18 protein-coding genes and 6 pseudogenes are annotated in these 20,395 nt (G+C 72.8%); 18 read left to right on the top strand and 6 right to left on the bottom strand.

Going from position 1 to position 20,395, the window contains the following annotated elements; translation table 11 throughout:
- The 3 genes and pseudogenes from B1205_RS32600 to B1205_RS27745 form a co-directional block, all read right to left on the bottom strand.
- Positions 1 to 228 (bottom strand): annotated as a pseudogene (locus B1205_RS32600) (class F sortase); the annotation flags it as partial.
- 12 nt (positions 229 to 240) lie between these two features.
- Positions 241 to 750: a hypothetical protein gene (locus B1205_RS27750; protein ID WP_089158286.1), complete on the bottom strand. Its 510-nt coding sequence runs from the start codon at positions 748 to 750 to the stop codon at positions 241 to 243.
- A 109-nt stretch (positions 751 to 859) separates the two neighbouring features.
- Positions 860 to 1,306, bottom strand: a complete 447-nt coding sequence (locus B1205_RS27745; protein WP_089158285.1) for an Lrp/AsnC family transcriptional regulator — start codon at positions 1,304 to 1,306, stop codon at positions 860 to 862.
- Between the two features lie 141 nt (positions 1,307 to 1,447).
- Here B1205_RS27745 and B1205_RS27740 point away from each other — a divergent pair, with 141 nt between their 5' ends.
- The 13 genes and pseudogenes from B1205_RS27740 to B1205_RS33210 form a co-directional block, all read left to right on the top strand.
- The gene (locus tag B1205_RS27740) at positions 1,448 to 2,332 is read left to right on the top strand and encodes a tryptophan 2,3-dioxygenase (RefSeq protein ID WP_089158284.1); all 885 of its coding nucleotides are present in this window, start codon (positions 1,448 to 1,450) and stop codon (positions 2,330 to 2,332) included.
- Between the two features lie 14 nt (positions 2,333 to 2,346).
- On the top strand, positions 2,347 to 3,627 hold the full coding sequence (kynU, locus tag B1205_RS27735) for a kynureninase (protein ID WP_089158283.1): 1,281 nt from the start codon (positions 2,347 to 2,349) through the stop codon (positions 3,625 to 3,627).
- Positions 3,624 to 4,949: an FAD-dependent oxidoreductase gene (locus B1205_RS27730; RefSeq protein WP_089158282.1), complete on the top strand. Its 1,326-nt coding sequence runs from the start codon at positions 3,624 to 3,626 to the stop codon at positions 4,947 to 4,949. The genes kynU and B1205_RS27730 overlap by 4 nt, the downstream gene beginning before the upstream one ends.
- Before the next feature lie 20 nt (positions 4,950 to 4,969).
- Complete coding sequence (locus B1205_RS27725; protein ID WP_089158352.1) at positions 4,970 to 6,451, top strand: 2-hydroxymuconic semialdehyde dehydrogenase; 1,482 nt, start codon at positions 4,970 to 4,972, stop codon at positions 6,449 to 6,451.
- Positions 6,448 to 7,245, top strand: a complete 798-nt coding sequence (locus B1205_RS27720) for a 2-keto-4-pentenoate hydratase (RefSeq protein WP_089158281.1) — start codon at positions 6,448 to 6,450, stop codon at positions 7,243 to 7,245. Before B1205_RS27725 ends, B1205_RS27720 begins: the two co-directional genes overlap by 4 nt.
- Positions 7,242 to 8,174 (top strand): acetaldehyde dehydrogenase (acetylating), encoded by a 933-nt coding sequence (locus B1205_RS27715; RefSeq protein ID WP_089158280.1) that lies wholly within the window; start codon positions 7,242 to 7,244, stop codon positions 8,172 to 8,174. Before B1205_RS27720 ends, B1205_RS27715 begins: the two co-directional genes overlap by 4 nt.
- Positions 8,171 to 9,183: pseudogene (gene dmpG / locus B1205_RS27710) on the top strand (4-hydroxy-2-oxovalerate aldolase). The gene B1205_RS27715 and the pseudogene dmpG overlap by 4 nt, the downstream one beginning before the upstream one ends.
- Positions 9,180 to 9,953, top strand: a complete 774-nt coding sequence (locus B1205_RS27705; protein WP_089158279.1) for a 2-keto-4-pentenoate hydratase — start codon at positions 9,180 to 9,182, stop codon at positions 9,951 to 9,953. The pseudogene dmpG and the gene B1205_RS27705 overlap by 4 nt, the downstream one beginning before the upstream one ends.
- A complete protein-coding gene (locus B1205_RS27700) occupies positions 9,950 to 10,372 on the top strand; it encodes a RidA family protein (RefSeq protein ID WP_089158278.1) in 423 nt (140 codons plus the stop codon). Before B1205_RS27705 ends, B1205_RS27700 begins: the two co-directional genes overlap by 4 nt.
- The gene (locus B1205_RS27695) at positions 10,369 to 10,893 is read left to right on the top strand and encodes a 3-hydroxyanthranilate 3,4-dioxygenase (protein WP_089158277.1); all 525 of its coding nucleotides are present in this window, start codon (positions 10,369 to 10,371) and stop codon (positions 10,891 to 10,893) included. Before B1205_RS27700 ends, B1205_RS27695 begins: the two co-directional genes overlap by 4 nt.
- On the top strand, positions 10,893 to 11,903 hold the full coding sequence (locus B1205_RS27690; RefSeq protein ID WP_089158276.1) for an amidohydrolase family protein: 1,011 nt from the start codon (positions 10,893 to 10,895) through the stop codon (positions 11,901 to 11,903). The genes B1205_RS27695 and B1205_RS27690 overlap by 1 nt, the downstream gene beginning before the upstream one ends.
- Positions 11,904 to 11,931: 28 nt before the next feature.
- Positions 11,932 to 12,150 (top strand): type II toxin-antitoxin system VapB family antitoxin, encoded by a 219-nt coding sequence (locus tag B1205_RS27685; RefSeq protein ID WP_089158275.1) that lies wholly within the window; start codon positions 11,932 to 11,934, stop codon positions 12,148 to 12,150.
- A gap of 164 nt (positions 12,151 to 12,314) precedes the next feature.
- Positions 12,315 to 12,509 (top strand): annotated as a pseudogene (locus B1205_RS33210) (PIN domain-containing protein); the annotation flags it as partial.
- 120 nt (positions 12,510 to 12,629) lie between these two features.
- On the opposite strand, the pseudogene B1205_RS27680 reads toward B1205_RS33210, so the two are convergent.
- A pseudogene (locus B1205_RS27680) lies at positions 12,630 to 13,564 on the bottom strand (poly(ethylene terephthalate) hydrolase family protein).
- Positions 13,565 to 13,828: 264 nt separating this feature from the next.
- Between B1205_RS27680 and ctaJ the strand changes: the two are divergent.
- Together ctaJ and B1205_RS27670 are read left to right on the top strand one after the other, a co-directional pair.
- The gene (ctaJ, locus tag B1205_RS27675; RefSeq protein ID WP_441338583.1) at positions 13,829 to 14,137 is read left to right on the top strand and encodes an aa3-type cytochrome oxidase subunit CtaJ; all 309 of its coding nucleotides are present in this window, start codon (positions 13,829 to 13,831) and stop codon (positions 14,135 to 14,137) included.
- Complete coding sequence (locus tag B1205_RS27670) at positions 14,124 to 14,537, top strand: DUF5130 family protein (protein ID WP_089158274.1); 414 nt, start codon at positions 14,124 to 14,126, stop codon at positions 14,535 to 14,537. Before ctaJ ends, B1205_RS27670 begins: the two co-directional genes overlap by 14 nt.
- 101 nt (positions 14,538 to 14,638) lie before the next feature.
- Here the strand turns inward: B1205_RS27670 and B1205_RS27665 are convergent.
- Both B1205_RS27665 and pepN read right to left on the bottom strand, forming a co-directional pair.
- Positions 14,639 to 15,040 (bottom strand): annotated as a pseudogene (locus B1205_RS27665) (Uma2 family endonuclease); the annotation flags it as partial.
- An 84-nt stretch (positions 15,041 to 15,124) separates the two neighbouring features.
- A pseudogene (gene pepN / locus B1205_RS27660) lies at positions 15,125 to 17,616 on the bottom strand (aminopeptidase N).
- 230 nt (positions 17,617 to 17,846) lie between these two features.
- Between pepN and B1205_RS27655 the strand changes: the two are divergent.
- From B1205_RS27655 to B1205_RS27645, 3 genes are all read left to right on the top strand, one after another.
- Positions 17,847 to 18,470: a mycothiol-dependent nitroreductase Rv2466c family protein gene (locus tag B1205_RS27655; protein WP_089158273.1), complete on the top strand. Its 624-nt coding sequence runs from the start codon at positions 17,847 to 17,849 to the stop codon at positions 18,468 to 18,470.
- A gap of 190 nt (positions 18,471 to 18,660) precedes the next feature.
- The gene (locus B1205_RS27650) at positions 18,661 to 19,005 is read left to right on the top strand and encodes a hypothetical protein (RefSeq protein ID WP_089158272.1); all 345 of its coding nucleotides are present in this window, start codon (positions 18,661 to 18,663) and stop codon (positions 19,003 to 19,005) included.
- A gap of 121 nt (positions 19,006 to 19,126) precedes the next feature.
- The gene (locus B1205_RS27645) at positions 19,127 to 20,326 is read left to right on the top strand and encodes a DUF1015 family protein (RefSeq protein WP_089158271.1); all 1,200 of its coding nucleotides are present in this window, start codon (positions 19,127 to 19,129) and stop codon (positions 20,324 to 20,326) included.
- Positions 20,327 to 20,395: the final 69 nt, after the last annotated feature.

Here is a 20,395-nt window from a genome sequence, read left to right as displayed (position 1 = left end):
GGGGGGGGCCGCGACCGGGCCGGCGGACGGGTGGGCGGTGGTCACGCCGGCCGAGACCGCGTGCGCGGCGGCGTGGGCGCACCGCCGCGTGGTCCGGGACGCCAGCCGCAGCGCGGCCCGCAGCCACCCGGAGCGCGCGCGACGACCGGGGTGTACGCGGCCGCGACGGCCGGTGCCGCCGGGCCGGCGCGGGCCGGTGCGGTCGTGGCGGCGTGGCGAGCGGGCCATGGCCGCACCCCGTCAGACGCGGCTACCGGTCTTGCGGCGGGCGCTCACGCCGGCCACCACGGCCACCGCCACCAGGCCGCCGACCAGCAGCAGCGAGCCGGTGCCCCGCCCGCCCGCGGTGCCTCCGCCGCCGGTCGCCGGGCCCTTGCTCGGCTGCGACATGTTCAGCACGGTGAGCATGGCCGAGGCGGTCTGCCCGTTCGCGCAGTCCAGGTTCACCGGGTAGTCGCCGGGCGCCTTGCTGCCGGGCACGGTGACCGAGCCGGTCAGGAAGCCGTTGTCCGACCGCAACGTGACCCGGCCGAAGGCGTCCGAGGTGACCTGGGCCTGACGGCTGTTGTTGTTGTCGCAACCGGCCCGGAGATTGACCCGGGAGCCGGCCTGGACGCTGTTCGGCGTCACTTCGATGAAGACGTTGTCCCCGGCCCGGGCCGGTACGGCGGTGGTCAGGACGAACGCCGCGACCAGGCCGAGCAGTCCCAGTACGGACGACAGCGCGCGATGTGACACGAGCCCTCGCATGATTCCCCCCTCCCGGTGCGACGGTGCACCGGAATCCTGCTGACGGGCAGCGGGGCTGACTTCCCGGTCAGCGGGGTGTTAACCGGGGGCCCCGCCTATGCAGGAGGCGTTAACGGGGTGCCCCTCCTTTCAGCACGGGATGCCAGGAGAGGGGGGTGGAGAGGACCATGGTGCTGGAGGGTTGGCCGTAGGGGGCGAGGCGGTCGATGACCGCCTCGAACTCGCCCATCGACGCCGCGGCGACCTTGAGCATGCTGCACGCGTCGCCGGTGATCCGGTGGATCTCCATGATCTCCGGCCACCCGGGGACGGACGGGTCGTTCAGGATGCAACGCGAGCCGTAGCAGGACATCCGGATCAGCGCGAGCACGGTGCGCCCGGCCCGGGGCAGATCGACGTGCGCGTGGTAGCCGGTGATCACCCCGGACTCCTCCAGTCGCCGGACCCGTTCCGCCACCGCCGGCGGGGACAGGTGCACCCGGCGGGACAGCTCGCTGTAGGAGAGCCGGGCGTCGGCCTGGAGTTCGCCCAGCAGCGCCCAGTCCATGTCGTCCACGCGGCGACCTTCCTTCCGTGAAGTCGGATACGCGAGATGGTTTCAGCTCGTGAGGTCAAACCACACTACCGCCGTTGAACAGGCATTCCATCCGTCCGGGTGCCAGCGAGATCATGGCGTCTACCCCTCGCACGGACGGAGATGACGGTGGAACACCCGACGGCGGTACGCCCGGCGACCCCGCAGGAGCGGGCGACCCGCGCGGCGCGCAACGGCGGTGAGCCGACGCTGGAGTTCGCCGAGCGCGTGCCCTACGACGCGTACGTCCACGCCAGCACGCTGCACCGGCTCCAGCAGCCGCTCAGCGACGATCCGGGCGAGATGTCCTTCCTGATGGTCAGCCAGATCATGGAGCTGTACTTCAAGCTGACCTGCCACGAGCTGGAGCACGCCCAGCGCGAGCTGCGGGCCGACCGCGTCTGGGAGGCGTTGCCCGCGCTGCGTCGCGCCGCGCTGCACCTGGAGGGGCTCAACGCGGCCTGGCAGGGGCTGCGCTGGATGACACCGGCCGACTTCAACCGGTTCCGCGACCGCCTCGGCGAGGGGTCCGGCTTCCAGTCCGCCATGTACCGGCACCTGGAGTTCCGGCTCGGCCTCCGCGACCCGGCGCTGATCCGCCCGTTCCGGCGGCAGACCGAGGTGTACGCGGAGCTGACCGCCGCGCTGGCCACGCCGAGCCTCTGGGACGACGTGGTGGCGCTGTTCGTCCGCCGCGGCTTCGACCTGCCGGCCGAGCTGCTGGAGCGGGACGTGACCGCCGAGCACGAGCCGCACCCGGGCGTCGAGGCGGCCTGGGTACGCGTCTACGGCGACAGCGGGCCGGACAACCACCTGCGGCTGCTCGGCGACGCGCTGACCGAGGTGGCGGAGCAGTTCGGCGACTGGCGCTGGAACCACGTCAAGGCGGTGCAGCGCACCATGGGCGCCAAGGTCGGCAGCGGTGGTTCCGCCGGCCTGGCATGGTTGCAGCGCAGCATGGCCCGGGTGGTCTTCCCGGAGCTGTGGTCGGCCCGGACCGCGATGTGACGAGAAGGAACAGCATGGACACCCCCGAGAGCGAAGCCCACCGGCTCGACGCCGCCGACCCCGGTCACCGGCACCTGTTCCACGTGCCGCCGGCCGACGGCGGGCGGTACCCCGAGGTGGCGTACCTGGCCGGCAACTCGCTGGGCCTGCAACCCCGGGCCACCGCCGACGAACTCGTCGCCGACCTGGACGCCTGGCGCCGGCTGGGCGTGGAGGGGCACCTGGAGGCGGAGCGGCCCTGGCTGCCGTACCACGAGCTGTTGACCGGACCGGTCGCGCGACTGGTCGGCGCGCGGCCCACGGAGGCCGTGGTGATGAACTCGCTCACGGTCAACCTGCACCTGCTGATGGTCAGCTTCTACCGCCCGGCGGGGGAGCGCACCAGGATCGTCATCGAGGACAGCGCGTTCCCGTCGGACAGCTACGCGGTGCGCAGCCAGGCGCGCTTCCACGGCCTGGACCCGGACGCCGCCGTGGTGCGGCTGAAGCCCCGCCCGGGCGAGGACACCCTGCGCACGTCCGACGTCACCGACTTCCTGGCCGCCGAGGGGCACACGGTGGCGTTGCTGCTGCTCGGCGGCGTGAACTACCTGACCGGCGAGCTGATGGACATCCCGGCGATCACCGCCGCCGGGCGGGCCGCCGGCGCGGTCGTCGGCTGGGATCTGGCGCACGCGGCCGGCAACGTGCCGCTGGCGCTGCACGACTGGGACGTCGACTTCGCCGCCTGGTGCTCCTACAAATATCTCAACTCCGGGCCGGGCGCGCTGGCCGGCGTCTTCGTCCACGAGCGACACCTCGGCGACCCGGCGCTGCCCCGCTTCGAGGGCTGGTGGAGCACCGAGGCGGCCACCCGGTTCGAGATGACGCCGGTGTCGCGCCCGCCGGCCACCGTGGAGGCGTGGCAGATCTCCAACCCGCCGATCTTCGCGATGGGTCCGGTGCGTACCTCGCTGGAGCTGTTCGACTCGGTCGGCATGGCGGCGCTGCGGGAGCGCAGCCTGCGGCTCACCGGCTGGCTGGAACGGCTGCTCGACGACGTGACGCCGGGCCGGCCGCTGACCGTCGTCACGCCCCGCGACCCGGCCCGCCGGGGCTGCCAGCTCTCCGTCCGCATCGGCACGGGGAGCGCGAACGAGCTGACCAAGCGACTGCGGCACGAGCACGGCGTCATCGCCGACGCCCGCGAGCCGGACGTGGTCCGGTTCGCCCCGGTGCCGCTCTACTCGACCTACCACGACTGCTGGCGCGTCGCCGACGCGCTGGCCGCCACGGTCGCGAAGGAGGGGTCATGACGGAACGCGACGAGATCGCGGTGGTCGGGGCCGGGCTGGCCGGCTGCCTGCTGGCCTGCTTCCTGGCCCGCCGGGGCTACCCGGTCGCCCTCTACGAGCGCCGGCCGGACCCGCGCGGCGGCACCGTCGAGCGGGGCCGCTCGATCAACCTGGCCCTCTCCGAACGCGGCCTCGACGCGCTGCGCCGGATCGGCCTGGACGAGCAGGTGATGGCGGACGCGCTGCCGATGCGCGGCCGGATGATCCACCCGGTCGAGGGCGAGCCGCAGTTCCAGTCGTACAGCGTCTCCGGGGACCGGGCGATCAACTCGATCAGCCGGGGCGCGCTGAACAACGCGCTGCTCGACGCCGCCGTCGCGCTGCCCGGCGTGCGGATCGCGTTCGACCACCGGCTGGTCGGCCTCGACCCGGTCGGCGGCGAGATGACGTTCGAGACCCCGCAGGGCAAGGTCACCACCACCGCGTCGGTCGTCCTGGGCGCCGACGGCGCCGGTTCCGCGGTGCGCGGGCAACTGCTGGCGTACGGGGGCCTGAGCGAGAGCCTGGACTTCCTCGACTACGGCTACAAGGAGCTGACCATCCCGCCGATCGGTGGGGAGTTCGCCCTGGACCCGGGCGCGCTGCACATCTGGCCGCGCGGCACCTCGATGATGATCGCGCTGCCGAACCCGGACCGCTCCTTCACCTGCACGCTGTTCTGGCCCACCCACGGCAGGAGCAGCTTCGCGTCGCTGAGCAGCCCGGCCGCGATCGAGCGGTTCTTCGCCACGCACTACCCGGACCTGGTCCCGCTCGCGCCGAACCTGGTCGACGACTACCAGCACAACCCGGTCGGTGTGCTCGGCACGGTGCGCTGCACGCCGTGGCAGGTGGCCGGCCGGGTCGGGCTGCTCGGCGACGCCGCGCACGCCATCGTGCCGTTCTACGGCCAGGGCGCGAACTGCGCGTTCGAGGACGTGGTCGCGCTGGACCGCTGCCTCGACGAGTGCGACGACGAGTGGGCCGCCGCGCTGCCGCTGTTCCAGCACCGCCGCCAGGCCGACGCGGAGGCGATCGCCCGGATGGCGCTGACCAACTTCGTGGAGATGCGGGACAAGGTCGCCTCCCCGGTGTTCCGGGCCCGCAAGACGGTCGAGCACGCGCTGGAACGGGCGCTGCCCGGCCGCTACGTCTCCCAGTACGAGCTGGTGTCGTTCTCCACCACCCCGTACGCGCAGGTGCGCCGCCGGGTCCGCCGGCAGTACGCCGCCGTCGGGGCGGTCGCGGCCGGCGCGCTGGCGCTGCTGGCCGGCGTCGGCGTGGCGCTGGGGCGGCGACGGTGACGCGCTGGGACCCCCGGCTGATGACCGGGTACGCGCCGGACGGCCCCGGCCTGCTACGCAACTTCGTCGGCGGCGAGTTCGTCGACGCGGGCAGCCGGTTCACCAAGCACAGCCCGGTCACCGGCGAGCCGGTCTTCGAGGTGGTCGAGGCGTCGGAGTCGGTGGTGGACGACGCGGTGGCCGCCGGCCGGGCGGCGCTGCGCGGCCCATGGGGCCGGATGGGGGAGCGGGAACGCGCGGAGGTGCTGCGCCGGGTCGCCGACGAGCTGGAACGGCGCTTCGACGACCTGGTCGCGGCCGAGGTCGCCGACACCGGCAAGGCCATCTCCCAGGCCCGCACGCTGGACATCCCACGCGGCGCGGCCAACTTCCGGGCATTCGCCGAGATCGTGTCGACCGCGCCGACCGAGTCGTTCACCACGGTCACCCCGACCGGCGGCCGGGCGCTCAACTACGCGGTCCGCAAGCCGGTCGGCGTGGTCGCGGTCATCGTGCCGTGGAACCTGCCGCTGCTGCTGCTCACCTGGAAGGTCGCCCCGGCCCTGGCCTGCGGCAACGCGGTGGTGGTCAAGCCCAGCGAGGAGACCCCGGCGTCGGCCACGCTGCTCGCCGAGGTGATGGCCGCCGCCGGCGTGCCGGACGGCGTGTTCAACCTGGTGCACGGCTTCGGGCCGGGCTCGGCCGGCGAGCGCCTGACCCGGCACCCGGGCGTGGACGCGATCACGTTCACCGGCGAGTCGGCCACCGGCAGCGCCATCATGCGGGCCGCCGCCGACGGGGTGAAGGCGGTCAGCTTCGAGCTGGGCGGCAAGAACGCCGGCCTGGTCTTCGCCGACGCCGACCTGGACGCGGCGGTCGCCGGCTCGGTCCGGTCCAGCTTCACCAACGGCGGCCAGGTCTGCCTCTGCACGGAGCGGATCTACGTGCAGCGGCCGGTCTTCGAGGAGTTCACCGCGCGGCTGGCGAAGCGCGCCGACGAGCTGGCGTACGGCTGGCCCGCCGACGAGGCGACGGTGAACATGCCGTTGATCTCGCACGCCCACCGGGACAAGGTGCTCGGTCACTACGCGCTGGCCCGCACCGAGGGCGCCGAGGTGCGCGCCGGTGGCGGCACGCCGCGCTTCGGCGACGCCCGCGACGGCGGCGCGTACGTGCAGCCGACGGTGCTCACCGGGCTCGGGGCGGACGCCCGCACCAACCGCGAGGAGATCTTCGGGCCGGTGGTGCACGTCGCGCCGTTCGACACCGAGGACGAGGCGTACGCGCTGGCCAACGGCACCGAATACGGCCTGGCGGCGACGGTGTGGACCCGGGACGTGGGCCGGGCGCACCGGGCCGGGACACGGCTGGACGCCGGCATCGTCTGGGTCAACACCTGGTTCCTGCGCGACCTGCGCACCCCGTTCGGCGGGGTGAAGGCGTCCGGCGTCGGCCGGGAGGGTGGCGTGCACTCGCTCGACTTCTACTCCGAACTCACCAACGTCTGCGTGGACCTGACATGACCGTCGACATCGAGGCCGCCCACCGGGAACTGGCCACCGTCCGGCAGGACGGGAAACCCTGCCCGCCGTTGCGCGGCCGGCTGCTGCCCGACGGCGACGTCGAGGCCGCCTACCGGGTGCAGCAGGTGCACACCCGGCAGCGCCTGGACGAGGGGCGCCGCCGGATCGGCGCGAAGATCGGTCTGACGTCGCGGGCGGTGCAGGAGAGCTTCGGGGTCTTCCAACCCGACTTCGGGATGCTCTTCGACGACATGGCCGTCGACGACGGCGCGGAGGTGCCGATCGGCCGGCTGCTCCAACCCCGGGTGGAGGCGGAGATCGCCTTCGTGCTCGGCGCGGACCTGCCGGACGAGCGGGTCACCCCGGTCGACCTGCTCCGGGCCGTGGACCATGTGCTGCCGGCCATCGAGATCGTCGACTCGCGGATCGCCGGCTGGGACATCTCCATCGTCGACACGGTGGCGGACAACGCCTCCAGCGGGCTGTTCGTGCTCGGCACCGCACCCCGCCGGCTCGCCGACGTGGACCTGCGGCTGTGCGGGATGGTGCTGAAGCACGCCGGGGAGCCGGTCTCGGTCGGCGCGGGCGCGGCCTGCCTCGGCAATCCGCTGCACGCGCTGCGCTGGCTGGCCGGCACCCTGGCCCGCGCCGGCGCCCCGCTCACCGCCGGCGACGTGGTGCTCTCCGGCGCGCTCGGCCCGATGGTGCCGGTCACGCCCGGCGCCGCGTACGAGGCGCGCATCTCCGGGCTCGGCTCGGTGCGTACCTGTTTCTCGAAGGAGGCCACCTCATGAGTGTCGGAGTAGCGGTGCTCGGGTCGGGCAACATCGGCACCGACCTGATGATCAAGGTGCTGCGGTTGAGTGACTCGCTGCGGATGGTCGCGATGGTCGGCATCGACCCGGCCTCGGACGGGCTGGCCCGGGCCCGCCGCCTCGGCGTGACCACCACCGCCGAGGGCGTGGACGGCCTGGTCGCGCTGCCCGAGTTCGCCGACGTGGAGCTGGTCTTCGACGCCACCTCGGCCGGCGCGCACCGCCGACACGACGAGGTGCTGCGCGCCCACGGCCGCACCGTGGTCGACCTGACCCCGGCCGCGCTCGGCCCGTACGTGGTGCCACCGGTCAACCTGGACGAACACCTGGGCGAGCGCAACGTCAACATGGTCACCTGCGGTGGGCAGGCCACCGTGCCGATCGTGCACGCGGTCGGTCGGGTCACCCCGGTCGCGTACGGCGAGATCGTCGCCTCGATCGCCTCGAAGTCGGCGGGGCCGGGCACCCGGGCCAACATCGACGAGTTCACCGAGACCACCGCGCGGGCCATCGAGGTGGTCGGCGGCGCCGAACGCGGCAAGGCGATCATCGTGCTGAACCCGGCCGACCCGCCGCTGCTGATGCGGGACACCGTCTACTGCCTCTGCCCGGACGCCGACGCCGACCGGTCCGCGATCGCCGCCTCGGTGGCCGACATGGTGGCCACGGTGCAGGAGTACGTCCCCGGCTACCGGCTCAAGCAGGACGTGCAGTTCGACCCGGTGGACACGTACGCGCCGGTGCTCGGCCGGCACTTCCGCGGCCTCCAGGTGTCGGTGTTCCTGGAGGTCTCCGGCGCCGGGCACTACCTGCCCGCGTACGCCGGGAACCTGGACATCATGACGTCGGCCGCGCTGCGCACCGCCGAGCGGTTGGTGGCCCTGCGCGCGAAGGGGGTGCCCGCATGACCGACCTCTACATCCAGGACGTGACGCTGCGCGACGGCATGCACGCCATCGCCCACCGCTACACCGTCGACCAGGTCCGCACCATCGCCGCCGCGCTCGACGCCGCCGGGGTGGCCGCGATCGAGGTGGCGCACGGCGACGGGCTGGCCGGCTCCAGCGTCAACTACGGGCACGGCGCGGCCGCCGACGCGGACTGGATCGCCGCCGCCGCCGAGGTGCTGACCACCGCGCGGCTCACCACGCTGCTGCTGCCCGGCATCGGCACGATCGCCGACCTGAGGGCGGCGAAGGCGCTCGGCGTGACCAGCGTCNCGCCTGGGCCCGGGAGAACGACATGGACGTCTCCGGGTTCCTGATGATGTCGCACCTGAACGACCCGGCCGGGCTGGCCGCCCAGGCGAAGCTGATGGAGTCGTACGGCGCGCACTGCGTCTACGTCACCGACTCCGGTGGCCGGCTGCTGATGTCGGACGTGGCGCAGCGCGTCGACGCGTACCGGCAGGTGCTGGCGCCGGAGACGCAGATCGGCATCCACGCGCACCACAACCTCTCCCTGGGCGTGGCGAACAGCGTGCTGGCGGTCGAGCACGGCCGGATCCTCGGCGACGGCCCGCCCGGCTCGCCGGCCGGGCGGACGGTCCGGGTGGACGCGTCGCTCGCCGGCATGGGCGCGGGCGCCGGCAACGCGCCGCTGGAGGTCTTCGTCGCGGTCGCCGAGCTGCACGGCTGGACCCACGGCTGCGACGTGTTCGCGCTGATGGACGCCGCCGACGACCTGGTCCGCCCGTTGCAGGACCGGCCGGTCCAGGTCGACCGGGAGACGCTCTCCCTGGGGTACGCGGGCGTCTACTCCAGCTTCCTGCGCCACGCCGAGCGGGCCTCGGCGAAGTACGGGGTGGACGTGCGCTCGATCCTGGTCGAGCTGGGCCGCCGCCGGATGGTCGGCGGCCAGGAGGACATGATCGTGGACGTGGCACTGGACCTGGCGGGCAAGGAGAAGACCTCATGAGCGGGCCGGACGTGGCGGGGATCGCGGCGAAGCTGGGCGCGGCGGCCGACTCCGCCACCGCCATCGGACAGCTCGCCGCCGAGACCGGCCTCGACTCCGACACCGCGTATGCGGTGCAGGAGGCGCTGGTGCGGCGCCGCCTCGACCGCGGCGAGCGCCTGGTCGGGCTGAAGATGGGGCTCACCAGCAGGGCGAAGATGGCCCAGGTCGGCGTGGACGAGGTGATCTGGGGCCGGCTGACCGACGTGATGCGGGTGCCGGACGGCGGCAGCGTCGACACCGGCGGCTTCATCCATCCCCGGGTCGAGCCGGAGGTGGCGTTCCTGCTGGACCGGCTGCCCGAGCCGGGCGAACTGGTCGGCTCGTTCACCGAGGCCGTGCGCGCGGTCGCCCCGGCGATCGAGCTGATCGACTCCCGGTACGCGAACTTCACCTTCTCCCTGCCGGACGTGATCGCGGACAACACCTCGGCCGCCGCGTTCACGGTCGGCCCCTGGTCGCCGGTGCCGGACGGGTTGGACAATCTCGGTGTGCTGCTGGAGATCGACGGGCGGGTGGCGCAGGTCGGGTCGACCGCGGCGATCCTCGGCGACCCGCGCCGCGCGCTGGACGAGGGCCTGCGGCTGGCCGGTCGGCACGGCGTCCGGCTGCGCGAGGGCTGGCTCTTCCTGGCCGGCGCGGCCACCGCCGCGGTGCCGCTGCGACCGGGCGCGCACGTCCGCGCCGTGGTGGAGAAGCTCGGTACCGCTTCGCTTCGGGCTCTGCCATGACCGCGCGTGTCGTGGCGGGGAAGGCCGTGCCGCGCGGGGCGTTCCCGCACGTCAAGGTCGCGGGTGGGTTCGTCTTCGTCTCCGGTACGTCGTCGCGCCGGCCGGACAACACGTTCGCGGGTGTGTCGGTGGACGAGTTCGGCACCACCGACCTGGACATCCGGGCGCAGACCCGGGCCGTGATCGAGAACGTCCGGGACCTGCTCGCCTCGGTCGGCGCCGAGCTGACCGACCTGGTGCAGGTCACCAGCTACCTGGTCAATATGAACGACTTCGGTGGCTACAACGAGGTGTGGGCGGAGTTCTTCGACGCCACCGGGCCGACCCGGACCACGGTGGCCGTGCACCAGCTTCCGCACCCGCACCTGCTGATCGAGATGCAGGCCGTGGCCCTACTGCCGTCGGGAGGTCCGTCATGAGTGAGATCGCCGAGCCGTTCAGCTTCGCCGGCTGGATCGGGGAGAACCAGCACCTGCTCAAGCCGCCGGTGGGCAACAAGGAGATGCTGCCCGGCAACGACGACTTCATCGTCATGGCGGTGGGCGGCCCGAACCAGCGCACCGACTTCCACGTCGACCCGTACGAGGAGTTCTTCTACCAGGTCAAGGGCAACATGCACATCAACCTCATGACGCCCGAGGGCCCGCGTACGGTGCACGTCCGCGAGGGGCAGATGTGGATGCTGCCGCGCAACACCCCGCACTCGCCGCAGCGCCCCGAGGCCGGCTCGATCGGCATGGTGATCGAGCGGGTCCGCGAGGAGGGCACGCTGGAGAAGTTCCAGTGGTACTGCGCCGAGTGCAGCCACAAGGTGCACGAGGTCGAGTTGCAGGTCCGCGACATCGCCGCCGACCTGCCGCCGGTCTTCGCCGCGTTCTACGCCGACGAGAAGGCCCGCACCTGCGACAGCTGCGGCGCGCTGCACCCGGGCAAGGGCTGATGCCGGTGCCGGTGGTGGACGTGCACACGCACGTCGTACCCAAGGGGTGGCCGGACCTCGACGCGGCCTGCGGCGGGTCCGGTTGGCCCTGGCTGCGGGTGGACTCCGAGCGCGCCGCCATGATCATGGTGGGGGAGGCGGAGTTCCGGCCGGTCGGCGCGGCCTGCTGGGACGCGCCCACCCGGCTCGCCGACATGACCGCCGACGGCATCGACGTGCAGGTCGTCTCGCCCACCCCGGTCTTCTTCGGCTACGACCGCCCGGCCGACCAGGCGGTGAAGGTGGCCCGGATCTTCAACGACCTCACGCTGGAGGTCACCGCCGCCGGTGGCGACCGGCTGGTGCCGTTCTGCCAGGTGCCGTTGCAGGACGCCGATCTGGCCTGCGCCGAGCTGGACCGCTGCCTAGCCGCCGGGCACGCCGGCGTGGAGATCGGCAACCACGTCGGCGACCGGGACCTCGACGACGCCGGCATCGTGGCGTTCCTGACCCACTGCGCCGAGGTCGGCGCCCCGGTCTTCGTGCACCCGTGGGACATGCCCGGTGGACCCCGGCTGAACCGGTGGATGGCCCGCTGGCTGACCGGCATGCCGGCCGAGACGCACCTGTCGGTGCTGGCGCTGATCCTCGGCGGCGTGTTCGACCGGGTGCCGGAGACGCTGCGGATCTGCTTCGCCCACGGCGGCGGCAGCTTCCCGTTCTGGCTGGGCCGCGCCGACAACGCCTGGCACCGCCGCGGCGACCTGGTACGCGGCGCGTCGGCCGCGCCGCCCAGCACGTACGTCGACCGGTTCAGCGTCGACTCGGTGGTCTTCGAACCGGCCGCGTTGCGGCTGCTGGTGGACACCATGGGCGCCGAGCGGGTGCTGCTCGGCAGCGACTATCCGTATCCGCTGGGCGAGCGGCCGGTCGGCCAGGTGGTCCACCGGTCCGACTTCCTCACCGACGACCAGCGGGCCGCGCTGCTCGGCGGCAACGCCCTGCGCTTCCTCGGCCGGGTCGATATATAAAGAGTCCCGTGTCGTATACAATCGGTTCGTGAAGACTGTCATCGACCTGGACGACGAACTGCTTGAGCGTGCCCGGCGTGAACTGGGCACCAAGAGCAAGAAGGACACCATCCACGCGGCGTTGCGACAGGTCGCCGAGCGAAGCGAGCGGATGGAGGCGATCCGGGAACTCCTGTCGATCGACCGGGACTGGACGGGCATCGTCGACGACGACAAGGTGCCCGACAGTGAGAAGGACGCTGCGTGAGCATCGCCGGCGGCCTCTATCTCATCGACACCTCGGCGTGGGCTCGGCTTCGCCTGCCAGTCGTCGCGAAGCGGGTGGGCGCCATCCTGGAGGAGGCTCTGGCGGCAACCTGTCTTCCACTCGATCTCGAGGACGGCCGCAGCGCGCGGGACTTCCGTGACGCCATGACCATCCGCGCCCGTCGTGCACAGGTCATGGTCGAGCTTCCGATGACCGCAGCCGTCTCCACCCGCGCTCGGGATCTGCAACTGGCACTCACCGCGCGGGGCTACCACCGGGCGGCGAGCCCGGTCGACCTCACGGTGGCGGCGGTCGCGGCGGAACACTCTGCGACCGTCCTTCACTACGATCGGGACTTCGACCTGCTGGCCGACGTCGGAGGTCCTCGGTCGGAATGGGTGGCCCCGCCCGGGACGCNCGGGTGCGTTTGTGGTCGCTCTGGCGACGACAAACGCACCCGAAGCTCCGGGACGGACGGGTCAGGAGTGTGGGCAGGTGTCGCGGTACTCCTCGATGGCGCTGCCCCGGGGCGCCGGGCAGAGGAACTGCTCGTAGCGGGTGTCGTCGTCGACGAACCGCTTGAGCCAGGAGATGCTGTACTTCGCGACGGTCACGTTCGGCGAGGTCGGCGCCGAGTGGCCGGCCGCGTTCAACTCCAGGTACGCCTTGTCGAGCGTGGCCGGAAGGCTGGTGTAGAACGGCTCCGAGTGCGACGCCACCGGAGCCGTGGTGTCGTTCTCGGCCCCGATGACCAGCGTCGGCACCCGTACCGTCGACCAGTTCTTCACCGTGTGCCAACCGGTCAGCGGAATCGCCGCCTGGAGGCTGGGCCGGGCGTTGGCCGCGGAGAGGCTCCCGCCGCCACCCATGGANTGGCCAGGTAGTCCACGGCGGCCAGGAGTTGGGTGCCGCGACTGGCCGGCTGGTCGTACACGGAGAGCGTGTCGATGGTGATCACCACGAAGCCCTGCGAGGCCAGGCGTGGTCCGAGCCAGGCGACCGCGGACTGGCTGGAGGTGAAGCCGGGGGAGATGGCGACCGCGCCGAAGGTGCCCTCGGCGGTGCTGGTCGGGTAGTAGATCGTGCCGCCCCGGAAGCCGCTCACGCTGGACGCGGCGACCGTGGTCTGGGCGATGGCGAACGGGCCTCGGGTGGCCTCGATGCTGGCCACCGTGGGCGCGGGGCCACGCTCGTAGGGGTTCGCGGCCAGCGCGGCGCCGTCGCGGGCCCCGGCCGGTGCGGTGGGCAGGGCGGCGAGGCCGGCGGCGGTCAGGGCGAGGGCGAGCAGCGGGCGGAGGACGCGCGGAAGCCGGCGGCGGGGCGGCCGGGTCTGCGGGGCGGGTACGGGGGGCACGGCATGCTCCTGGGGGTTCGCCGGGGACGGGAATCGATCAGAGTCGATCGATAGGTTCATGCTGCGCGTCCCGCCCGGCCGGGCGGCAATCCCGATCCGGTCATGCCAGCCGGCTATGGGGCCCGCCCCGCCGGCGCCCGTCGGCGCGTTCGCCGCGACACGGCCGCGCAGCCGGGGCACTGCTGTGGCGGATGGGATCAGCACCCCGCAATCTGGCGGGCCGTCGACTCCGCTAACGTGAACAGCACAAGAGGTCGGGCGCGGCCCGTCGTGACCGCCAACCCGACCCGGAACATTCCTGGTCTCTCTTTCCGCCTGGGGGCGTTGGGATTGTCTGTTACCGAGACGTTGGTGGTCTTCGTCGGCATCCCGGTCGCCGCGGTGCTGGTGATCGCCGGGCTGGCGGCCGTCGGCAGCCGTGGCCACGGTGGCGGCACCAAGCGCTACCGGCCGGGCCGGCCCTTCGACTTCACTCCGGTCTGGTTCCTCGGCCACCCGGAGCAGCTGGCCGAATCGGCCGGCACCGCGCTGGCCGCCGGGGCGCAGGCGCCGGCGCTGACCAGTCGCACGCAGGAGCAGGCCGGCCGGGAGGCCCCGGCCGGTGGAACCGGAGGCGCAAGTGACCGTTGGTGAAGCGCGGCCCGAGACCGAGACGGGCACCCCGCCCGACGTGCTGGACGGGCCGTTCTCGACCCGGCAGCTGCTCCGCATCGACGAGGCGCTCCGCCTCGCCGACCAGGGCACCGGCCTGGTCTTCTCGGTCTACGTGGGCGGCCTCGACGAGCCGGTCCGGGAGCACGCCGAGCAGCTGCACCGGCAGCTCGCCGAGCCGGATCGGTCGGTGCTGATCGCGGTGTCGCCCAACCAGCGCCAGTTGGAGATCGTCACCGGCAAGTACGCGCGCAAGCGCATCCCGGACACGTACGCGAAGCTGGCCGCGCTCTCCATGGTCGCCTCCTTCGGCGGCGGTGACCTGGCCGGCGGCGTCATCCAGGGCCTCGACCAGCTCGCCAGCCACGCCGGCAAGGGCTGAACGCCGGACCCCACGCACCACGAAGCCCGGCCCACGAGGGCCGGGCTTCGTCGTCGCGTCAGCGGGGCCAGGTGGAGGGGTCCAGNCCCCACCCGCCAGTAGTGCGGGATGCCGGCCTCGGCGTAGAGCGCGGGCTTGAGGACGCGGCCGTGCCGCCAGCTCGTGGGTGACTCCACCTCGACCACGAGTGCGACGTGCGCGGAGTCGGTCCACCACTGGTCCCGCGGAGCGCCCGGCCGGAACACGGTGATATCCGGGACCAGGTTGCCGTCGACGACGCGTACTCCGGTCTGCCGGATCACCCGCCAACCCGGCGGCGCCGTCTGGCACAGCGCCATCCGGATGTCATCGGCCACCTCGTGGTGCTCCGACCCGGCCGGCGGAGCGACCCGCACGCTGCCGTCCACGGCTTCGAAGCGCTGGCCGTCCCAGGGCAGGCCGAGCAGGTCCCGCTCGCGCCAGCCTCCTTCGGGCGGGTGCCATTCATCGGTCGCCGCGGCCATGACGTCCACCTCCTTCAGGCACGATAAGCCGCCGGGGCCGGCGCGGACCTGCGCCCACGCCGGCCCCGGCCGCCGTACCCCCGATCAGGCGCTGCGCGCGTCCCGCTCGCGGGCCTTCAGCGCGCGGACGACGCCGTCGCGGCCCTCCGCCACCAGGCGGCGCAGCGACGCCGGCTGGCCGTCGCGGGCCAGCCAGGCGTCGGTCGCCGCGACCGTGTCCTCGTCGACCAGGTACGCCGGGTAGGCGAGCTGCACGAACTCCTGCGCCGGCTCGCTGTCCCGCTGCGCCCACACCTGATCCACGGTGCCGAAGTAGCGCTCCCGGTAGGGCGCGGTCAACTCCACCTGAGCCGGGTGGGTGAAGCCCTGCAGCAGCGCCCGGTTGCGCCAGTTGGGCAGCGCCTCCGGGCCGGTGAGCTGCGCCCACACCGCGGCCTTGTTCTGCTCCGTCGGCACCAGCGCGTGCGCGTACGCGGCCTCCCGCTCGCCGCTGGCGGTGCGGTCGCCGGCCAGCTCGGCGTCCACCTCGGCGGCCCCGGCCGCGCCGTTCGCGACCAGCGACTGCAACACGCTCCAGCGCAGCTCGGTGTCGACGGTCAACCCGTCCGGCACCCCGCTGCCGTCCAGCCAGCCGCGCAACGTCGCCAGGTCCTCACCGGTGCGGGCGGAGGAGGCGTACGCGCGGGCCCAGGCGAGCTGGAAGCCACTGCCCGGCTCGGCGGCGGACAGGGCCGTACGCGCGGTCCGGGCCAGCTCGGCCCAGCCGGTCGGCGCCCACTGAGGGTCGGCGTAGAAGGTGAGCGCGGTGGTCGCCTGCCGCAGCGTGGCGGTGATCAGGTTGATGTCGGTCTCGGCGGTCAGCCCGGCCAGCACCAGCGCCACGTAGTCGCGGGCCGACAGTTCGGCGTCGCGGGTCATGTCCCAGGCGGCCGTCCAGCACAGGGCCCGGGCCAGCGACGAGTCGAAGCCGGAGATGTGCTGCACCACGGTCGACATGGACCGCTCGTCCAGCCGCAGCTTGGTGTAGGTGAGGTCCTCGTCGTTGAGCAGCAGCACGTCGGCGGCGGGCCGGCCGTGCAGCGCGGACAGCTCGGTCACCTCACCGGTCACGTCCACCTCGACCAGCTCGCGGCGGACCAGCCGGCCGTCGGTCAGGTCGTAGAGGCCCACCCCGATCCGGTGGGTACGCAACGTCGGATGCCCGGCCGGCGCCTCCTGCCGGACCACCACCCGCTCGTACGCGCCGTCGGCGCCGATCGTCACCTCCGGGCGCAGCGTGTTGACCTGCGCGGTCTCCAGCCACTGGGCGGCGAACTTGCGCAGCTCCCGGCCGGAGGCCGTCTCCAGCTCGGAGAGCAGGTCGTCGAAGGTGGCGTTGCCCCAGGCGTGCTTGCCGAAGTAGGCCCGCAGGCCGGCCAGGAACGGCTCCTCGCCCACGTACGCGACGAGCTGCTTGAGCACACTGGCGCCCTTGGCGTACGTGATGCCGTCGAANAAAGCTGGTCCTGCCGGTAGCCCCAGTTCTTCCGGATGGACAGGAACGTCGTCCAGGCGTCGGTGAAGCGGGTGGCGTTGGTGTTGCACCAGTGGCTGGCCCACTCGGCGAACGACTCGTTCAACCACAGGTCGTTCCACCAGCGCATGGTGACCAGGTCGCCGAACCACATGTGCGCCAGCTCGTGCAGGATCGTGTTGGCGCGCTGCTCGTACTCGAAGTCGGTGACCTGCGAGCGGAAGACGTAGTGCGACTCGGCGTGCGTGACACAGCCGAAGTTCTCCATCGCGCCGGCGTTGAAGTCGGGCACCCAGAGCTGGTCGTACTTGGGCAGCGGGTAGCGCACGCCGAACTTCTCCTGGAAGAAGTCGAAGCCCTGGGTGGTGATCAGGTGCAGGTCGTCGGCGTCGAGGTGGGGCGCCATGCTGGCCCGGCAGAAATAGCCCATGTCGATGCCGTCGTGGGTGTGGCGCACCTCGTGGTACGGCCCGGCGCAGAGCGCGGTGATGTAGGTGCTCATCCGCTCGGACTCGGCGAAGTGCAGCGTCTTCAAGCCCTCACCGGCGGCCTCCTCGCGGGCCACCGGCATGTTCGACACCACCTTCCAGTGGTCCGGGACGGTGGCGTGCCAGGTGTAGACGCTCTTCAGGTCGGGCTGGTCGAAGCAGGCGAAGACCTTCTGCGCGTCGGCGGTCTCGAACTGGCTGTAGAGGTAGGTCTCGCCGTCCACCGGGTCGACCGTGCGGTGCAGGCCCTGCCCGCTGTTGGAGTAGCCGAAGTCGGCGTCCACCACGAGGACGTTCTCGGCGGCCAGGCCGGTCAGCGTGAGGCCCTTCTCGGCGGACCAGTCGGACAGGTCGACCGGCTCGTCGTTCAGCGTGGCCGACCGCACCGACTCGGCGGCCGCCTCGATGAAGGTGGTCGCTCCCGGCTCGGCGCAGCGGAACCGGACCTCGGTCACCGAGCGGAACGTGCGGCCGGTGGGCTGCACGGCGGTCGACAGGTCAAGGCTGATGTCGTACCCGGTCACCTCGAGCAGGCGAGCCCGCTCGGTCGCCTCGACCTGGGTCAGGTTGCGCACTCCCGGCACTGTTCGTCTCCATCCCACTCGTCTCGCCGCGCCCCGCGGCACCGGCCTCACCTCGGCCCGCTCGTGACGGCCGGCTGAGAACCGAGTCTTCCATGCACGCACCCCGTTCGGTGGTCTAGGTCACGCTCTCATTCCGGTACCGGTCGATGCGGCGCGGGGTGAGGATCGGAGGGGAAGGCGCCGGGGCTCCCGGCGCGCGGAAGACGTGAAGGGACGACACCGTGACCGAACGTGTCACCGCGGACATGTGGTTCGACCCGCTCTGCCCGTGGGCGTGGATCACCTCACGCTGGCTGTTGCAGGTCGAGCAGGTCCGGGACGTGGACATCCGGTTCCACATGATGAGCCTGTCCGTGCTCAACGAGGGCCGGGACCTCCCGGAGGGATACCAGGACCTGTTGCGCAAGGGCTGGGGGCCGGTGCGGGTGTGCATCGCCGTCGAGCAGGCGCACGGCGGCGAGACGTTGGCGAAGCTCTACACCGCCATGGGCACCCGGATCCACCTCGGCAAGGAGGAGTTGGACCGGGACCTGCTGGTGGGCGCGCTCACCGACGTCGGGTTGGACCCGGCGCTCGCCGACGCCGCCGAGTCGACCCAGTACGACGACGCGCTGCGGGCCAGCCACGAGGCCGGGATGCGGCCGGTCGGCACCGAGGTGGGCACGCCGGTGGTCCACGCTCCGGGTCCCGACGGCGGCACCGTCGCCTTCTTCGGCCCGGTGATCACGCCCGCGCCGAAGGGGGAGGCGGCCGGCCGACTCTGGGACGGCGTGCTGCTGGTCTCCGCCACCCCCGGTTTCTACGAGCTGAAGCGCACCCGTACCCAGCCCCCCATCTTCGACTGACGTGAAAGGAGGGGGCCCTTCTTAACGCCTCCGGTATAGGCGGGGGCCCCTCTTAACAGTGACGCCGCACCACGCGTCGTACCCCGAGCCCCGCGCGGGCCCGTCACCGGGCCGGTGCGGGGCTCGTTCACCGGGTGTCCCCGCCGGCGGCCGAGCGCGCCGCACCACGGCAACTCCCGGAGGCGTTCCCATGGGTAAGCACCGCCGCACGTCCGACGACGCGCCGCAGCCGGCGACCGAGGACCCCGGCGCGACGTACTGGTCGGTGACCGAGGGCGACTGGCCGGCCGGCACGGTCGAGTTGGCCGGCCTGCTGGCCCCGCCGATCGTGGTCCGTGTGGCCCGCGCGGTGGCCACCTCACAGACAACCCCGCCGACCGGGCTCGGCAGCCCCGGCCGCGCACCGAGCCGGTCCGGCGCCGTCGGCCACCCGGCCGCCAGCGGGGCGCCCACGGTACGCCTCAACGCCGGCTCCCGCCCGGCCGCGCCGATCCGTCGCCCCGCCGCCGGCCGGCACCGTGACCTCACCGTCTGAGGCTGTTAAGCGGGGCCCCCGCCTATACCGGAAGCGTTAAGAAGGTCCCCCTCCTTTCACCTGGTGGAAGGAAGTGAGTCCGGCGGCGGGGCGCGCGGGGGCGCGGGTAGCGTCAGCGGGCATGACGGTCGTGCATCCGATCGCCCGGGCCTGGATCACCACTGGCGGCACCGGCGCGCAGAACTACGACGAGTTCGCCGACGACGCGGAGATCACCGCCATCGTCGAGGCGAATCCGCACAGTGCCCTGGGCATCGAGATGCCCCACCGGGCGCCGGGTAGCCTCGGGAAGTCCTTCCTGGACGCGCTGCCGGACGCGGTGGCCCGCCTCGCCGAGGCGAAGGCGGACGGCAGCTACACCCCGGCCGAGCAGGTGGTGGTCCTCTACCGGATCAGCGCGCCGGGCGAGGAGAACGCGTACGGGCTGTGGGCCATGGTCGACACCGACCAGATCTCCACCCGGGCCGACGAGCCGGGCCTGGTGATCCGGAACGAGGACGTGTTCATCGCCAAGGTGCGGGAGCGCGTCGCGCTGGCCGAGGCGCTCGGTCACCTGCTCTCACCCGTACTCCTGCTCCAGACCGGGCGCGGCGACGAGCTGCATGCCGCGCTCGCGGCGGCGACCGAGACGGCCGGTGCGCCCGCCGCCACCGACGTCGACCAATCCGGCCGCACCCACGCCATCTGGCTGGTCGGCCCCGGTGCGGCGCAGGACGAGCTGACCGCGTTGGCCGGCGGCGGCGAACTGGTGGTCGCGGACGGCAACCACCGCAGCCTGGCCGCGCAGACCGGCGGTTTCCCGCGTTTCCTGGCGGTGGTCACCACGCCCGCGTCAGTCGCCATCCAGCCCTACAACCGGCTGGTCAGCGAGCTGCCCAGCACCCCGGACGAGCTGCTCGACCGGCTCCGCGCCGCCGGCGCCGAGGTCACCCCGGCCACCGGCCCGCTCGGCGTCCCGGCCACCGGCGGCGCCGTGCACCTCCACCTCGCCGGCCGGGGGTACGCGGTGACGCTGCCGCACGTCGGCGCCGGCCGGCTGGAGAACCTCGACCACGCGCTGGTCGAGCGGCTGCTGCTGCGTGACGCGCTGGGCCTCGACCCGGGCGACAAGCGGATCACGTACGTCGGCGGCGACTACCCGGCGAGCTGGCTCACCGGCGAGGTCGACGCCGGTCGGGCCGAGCTGGCGGTGCTGGTGGCGCCGGTGACCGTGGACGACTTCGTCGCGGTCAACCTGGCCCGGGAGAAGATGCCGCGCAAGAGCACCTGGTTCACCCCGAAGGCGCGGGCCGGCCTGGTGGTGGCGGAGCTGCCACACTGATCGGCGTGTGACGAATCCGCCTCCGGGTCGCCGCCCGCGCGTCGGCTCGGAGGCGGGCCTGTCAGACTG

Source organism: Micromonospora sp. NBS 11-29 (assembly GCF_002140155.1).
In the GTDB taxonomy this organism is placed as follows: Bacteria; Actinomycetota; Actinomycetes; order Mycobacteriales; family Micromonosporaceae; genus Micromonospora.
This window is presented reverse-complemented; position numbering and strand designations above follow the sequence as displayed.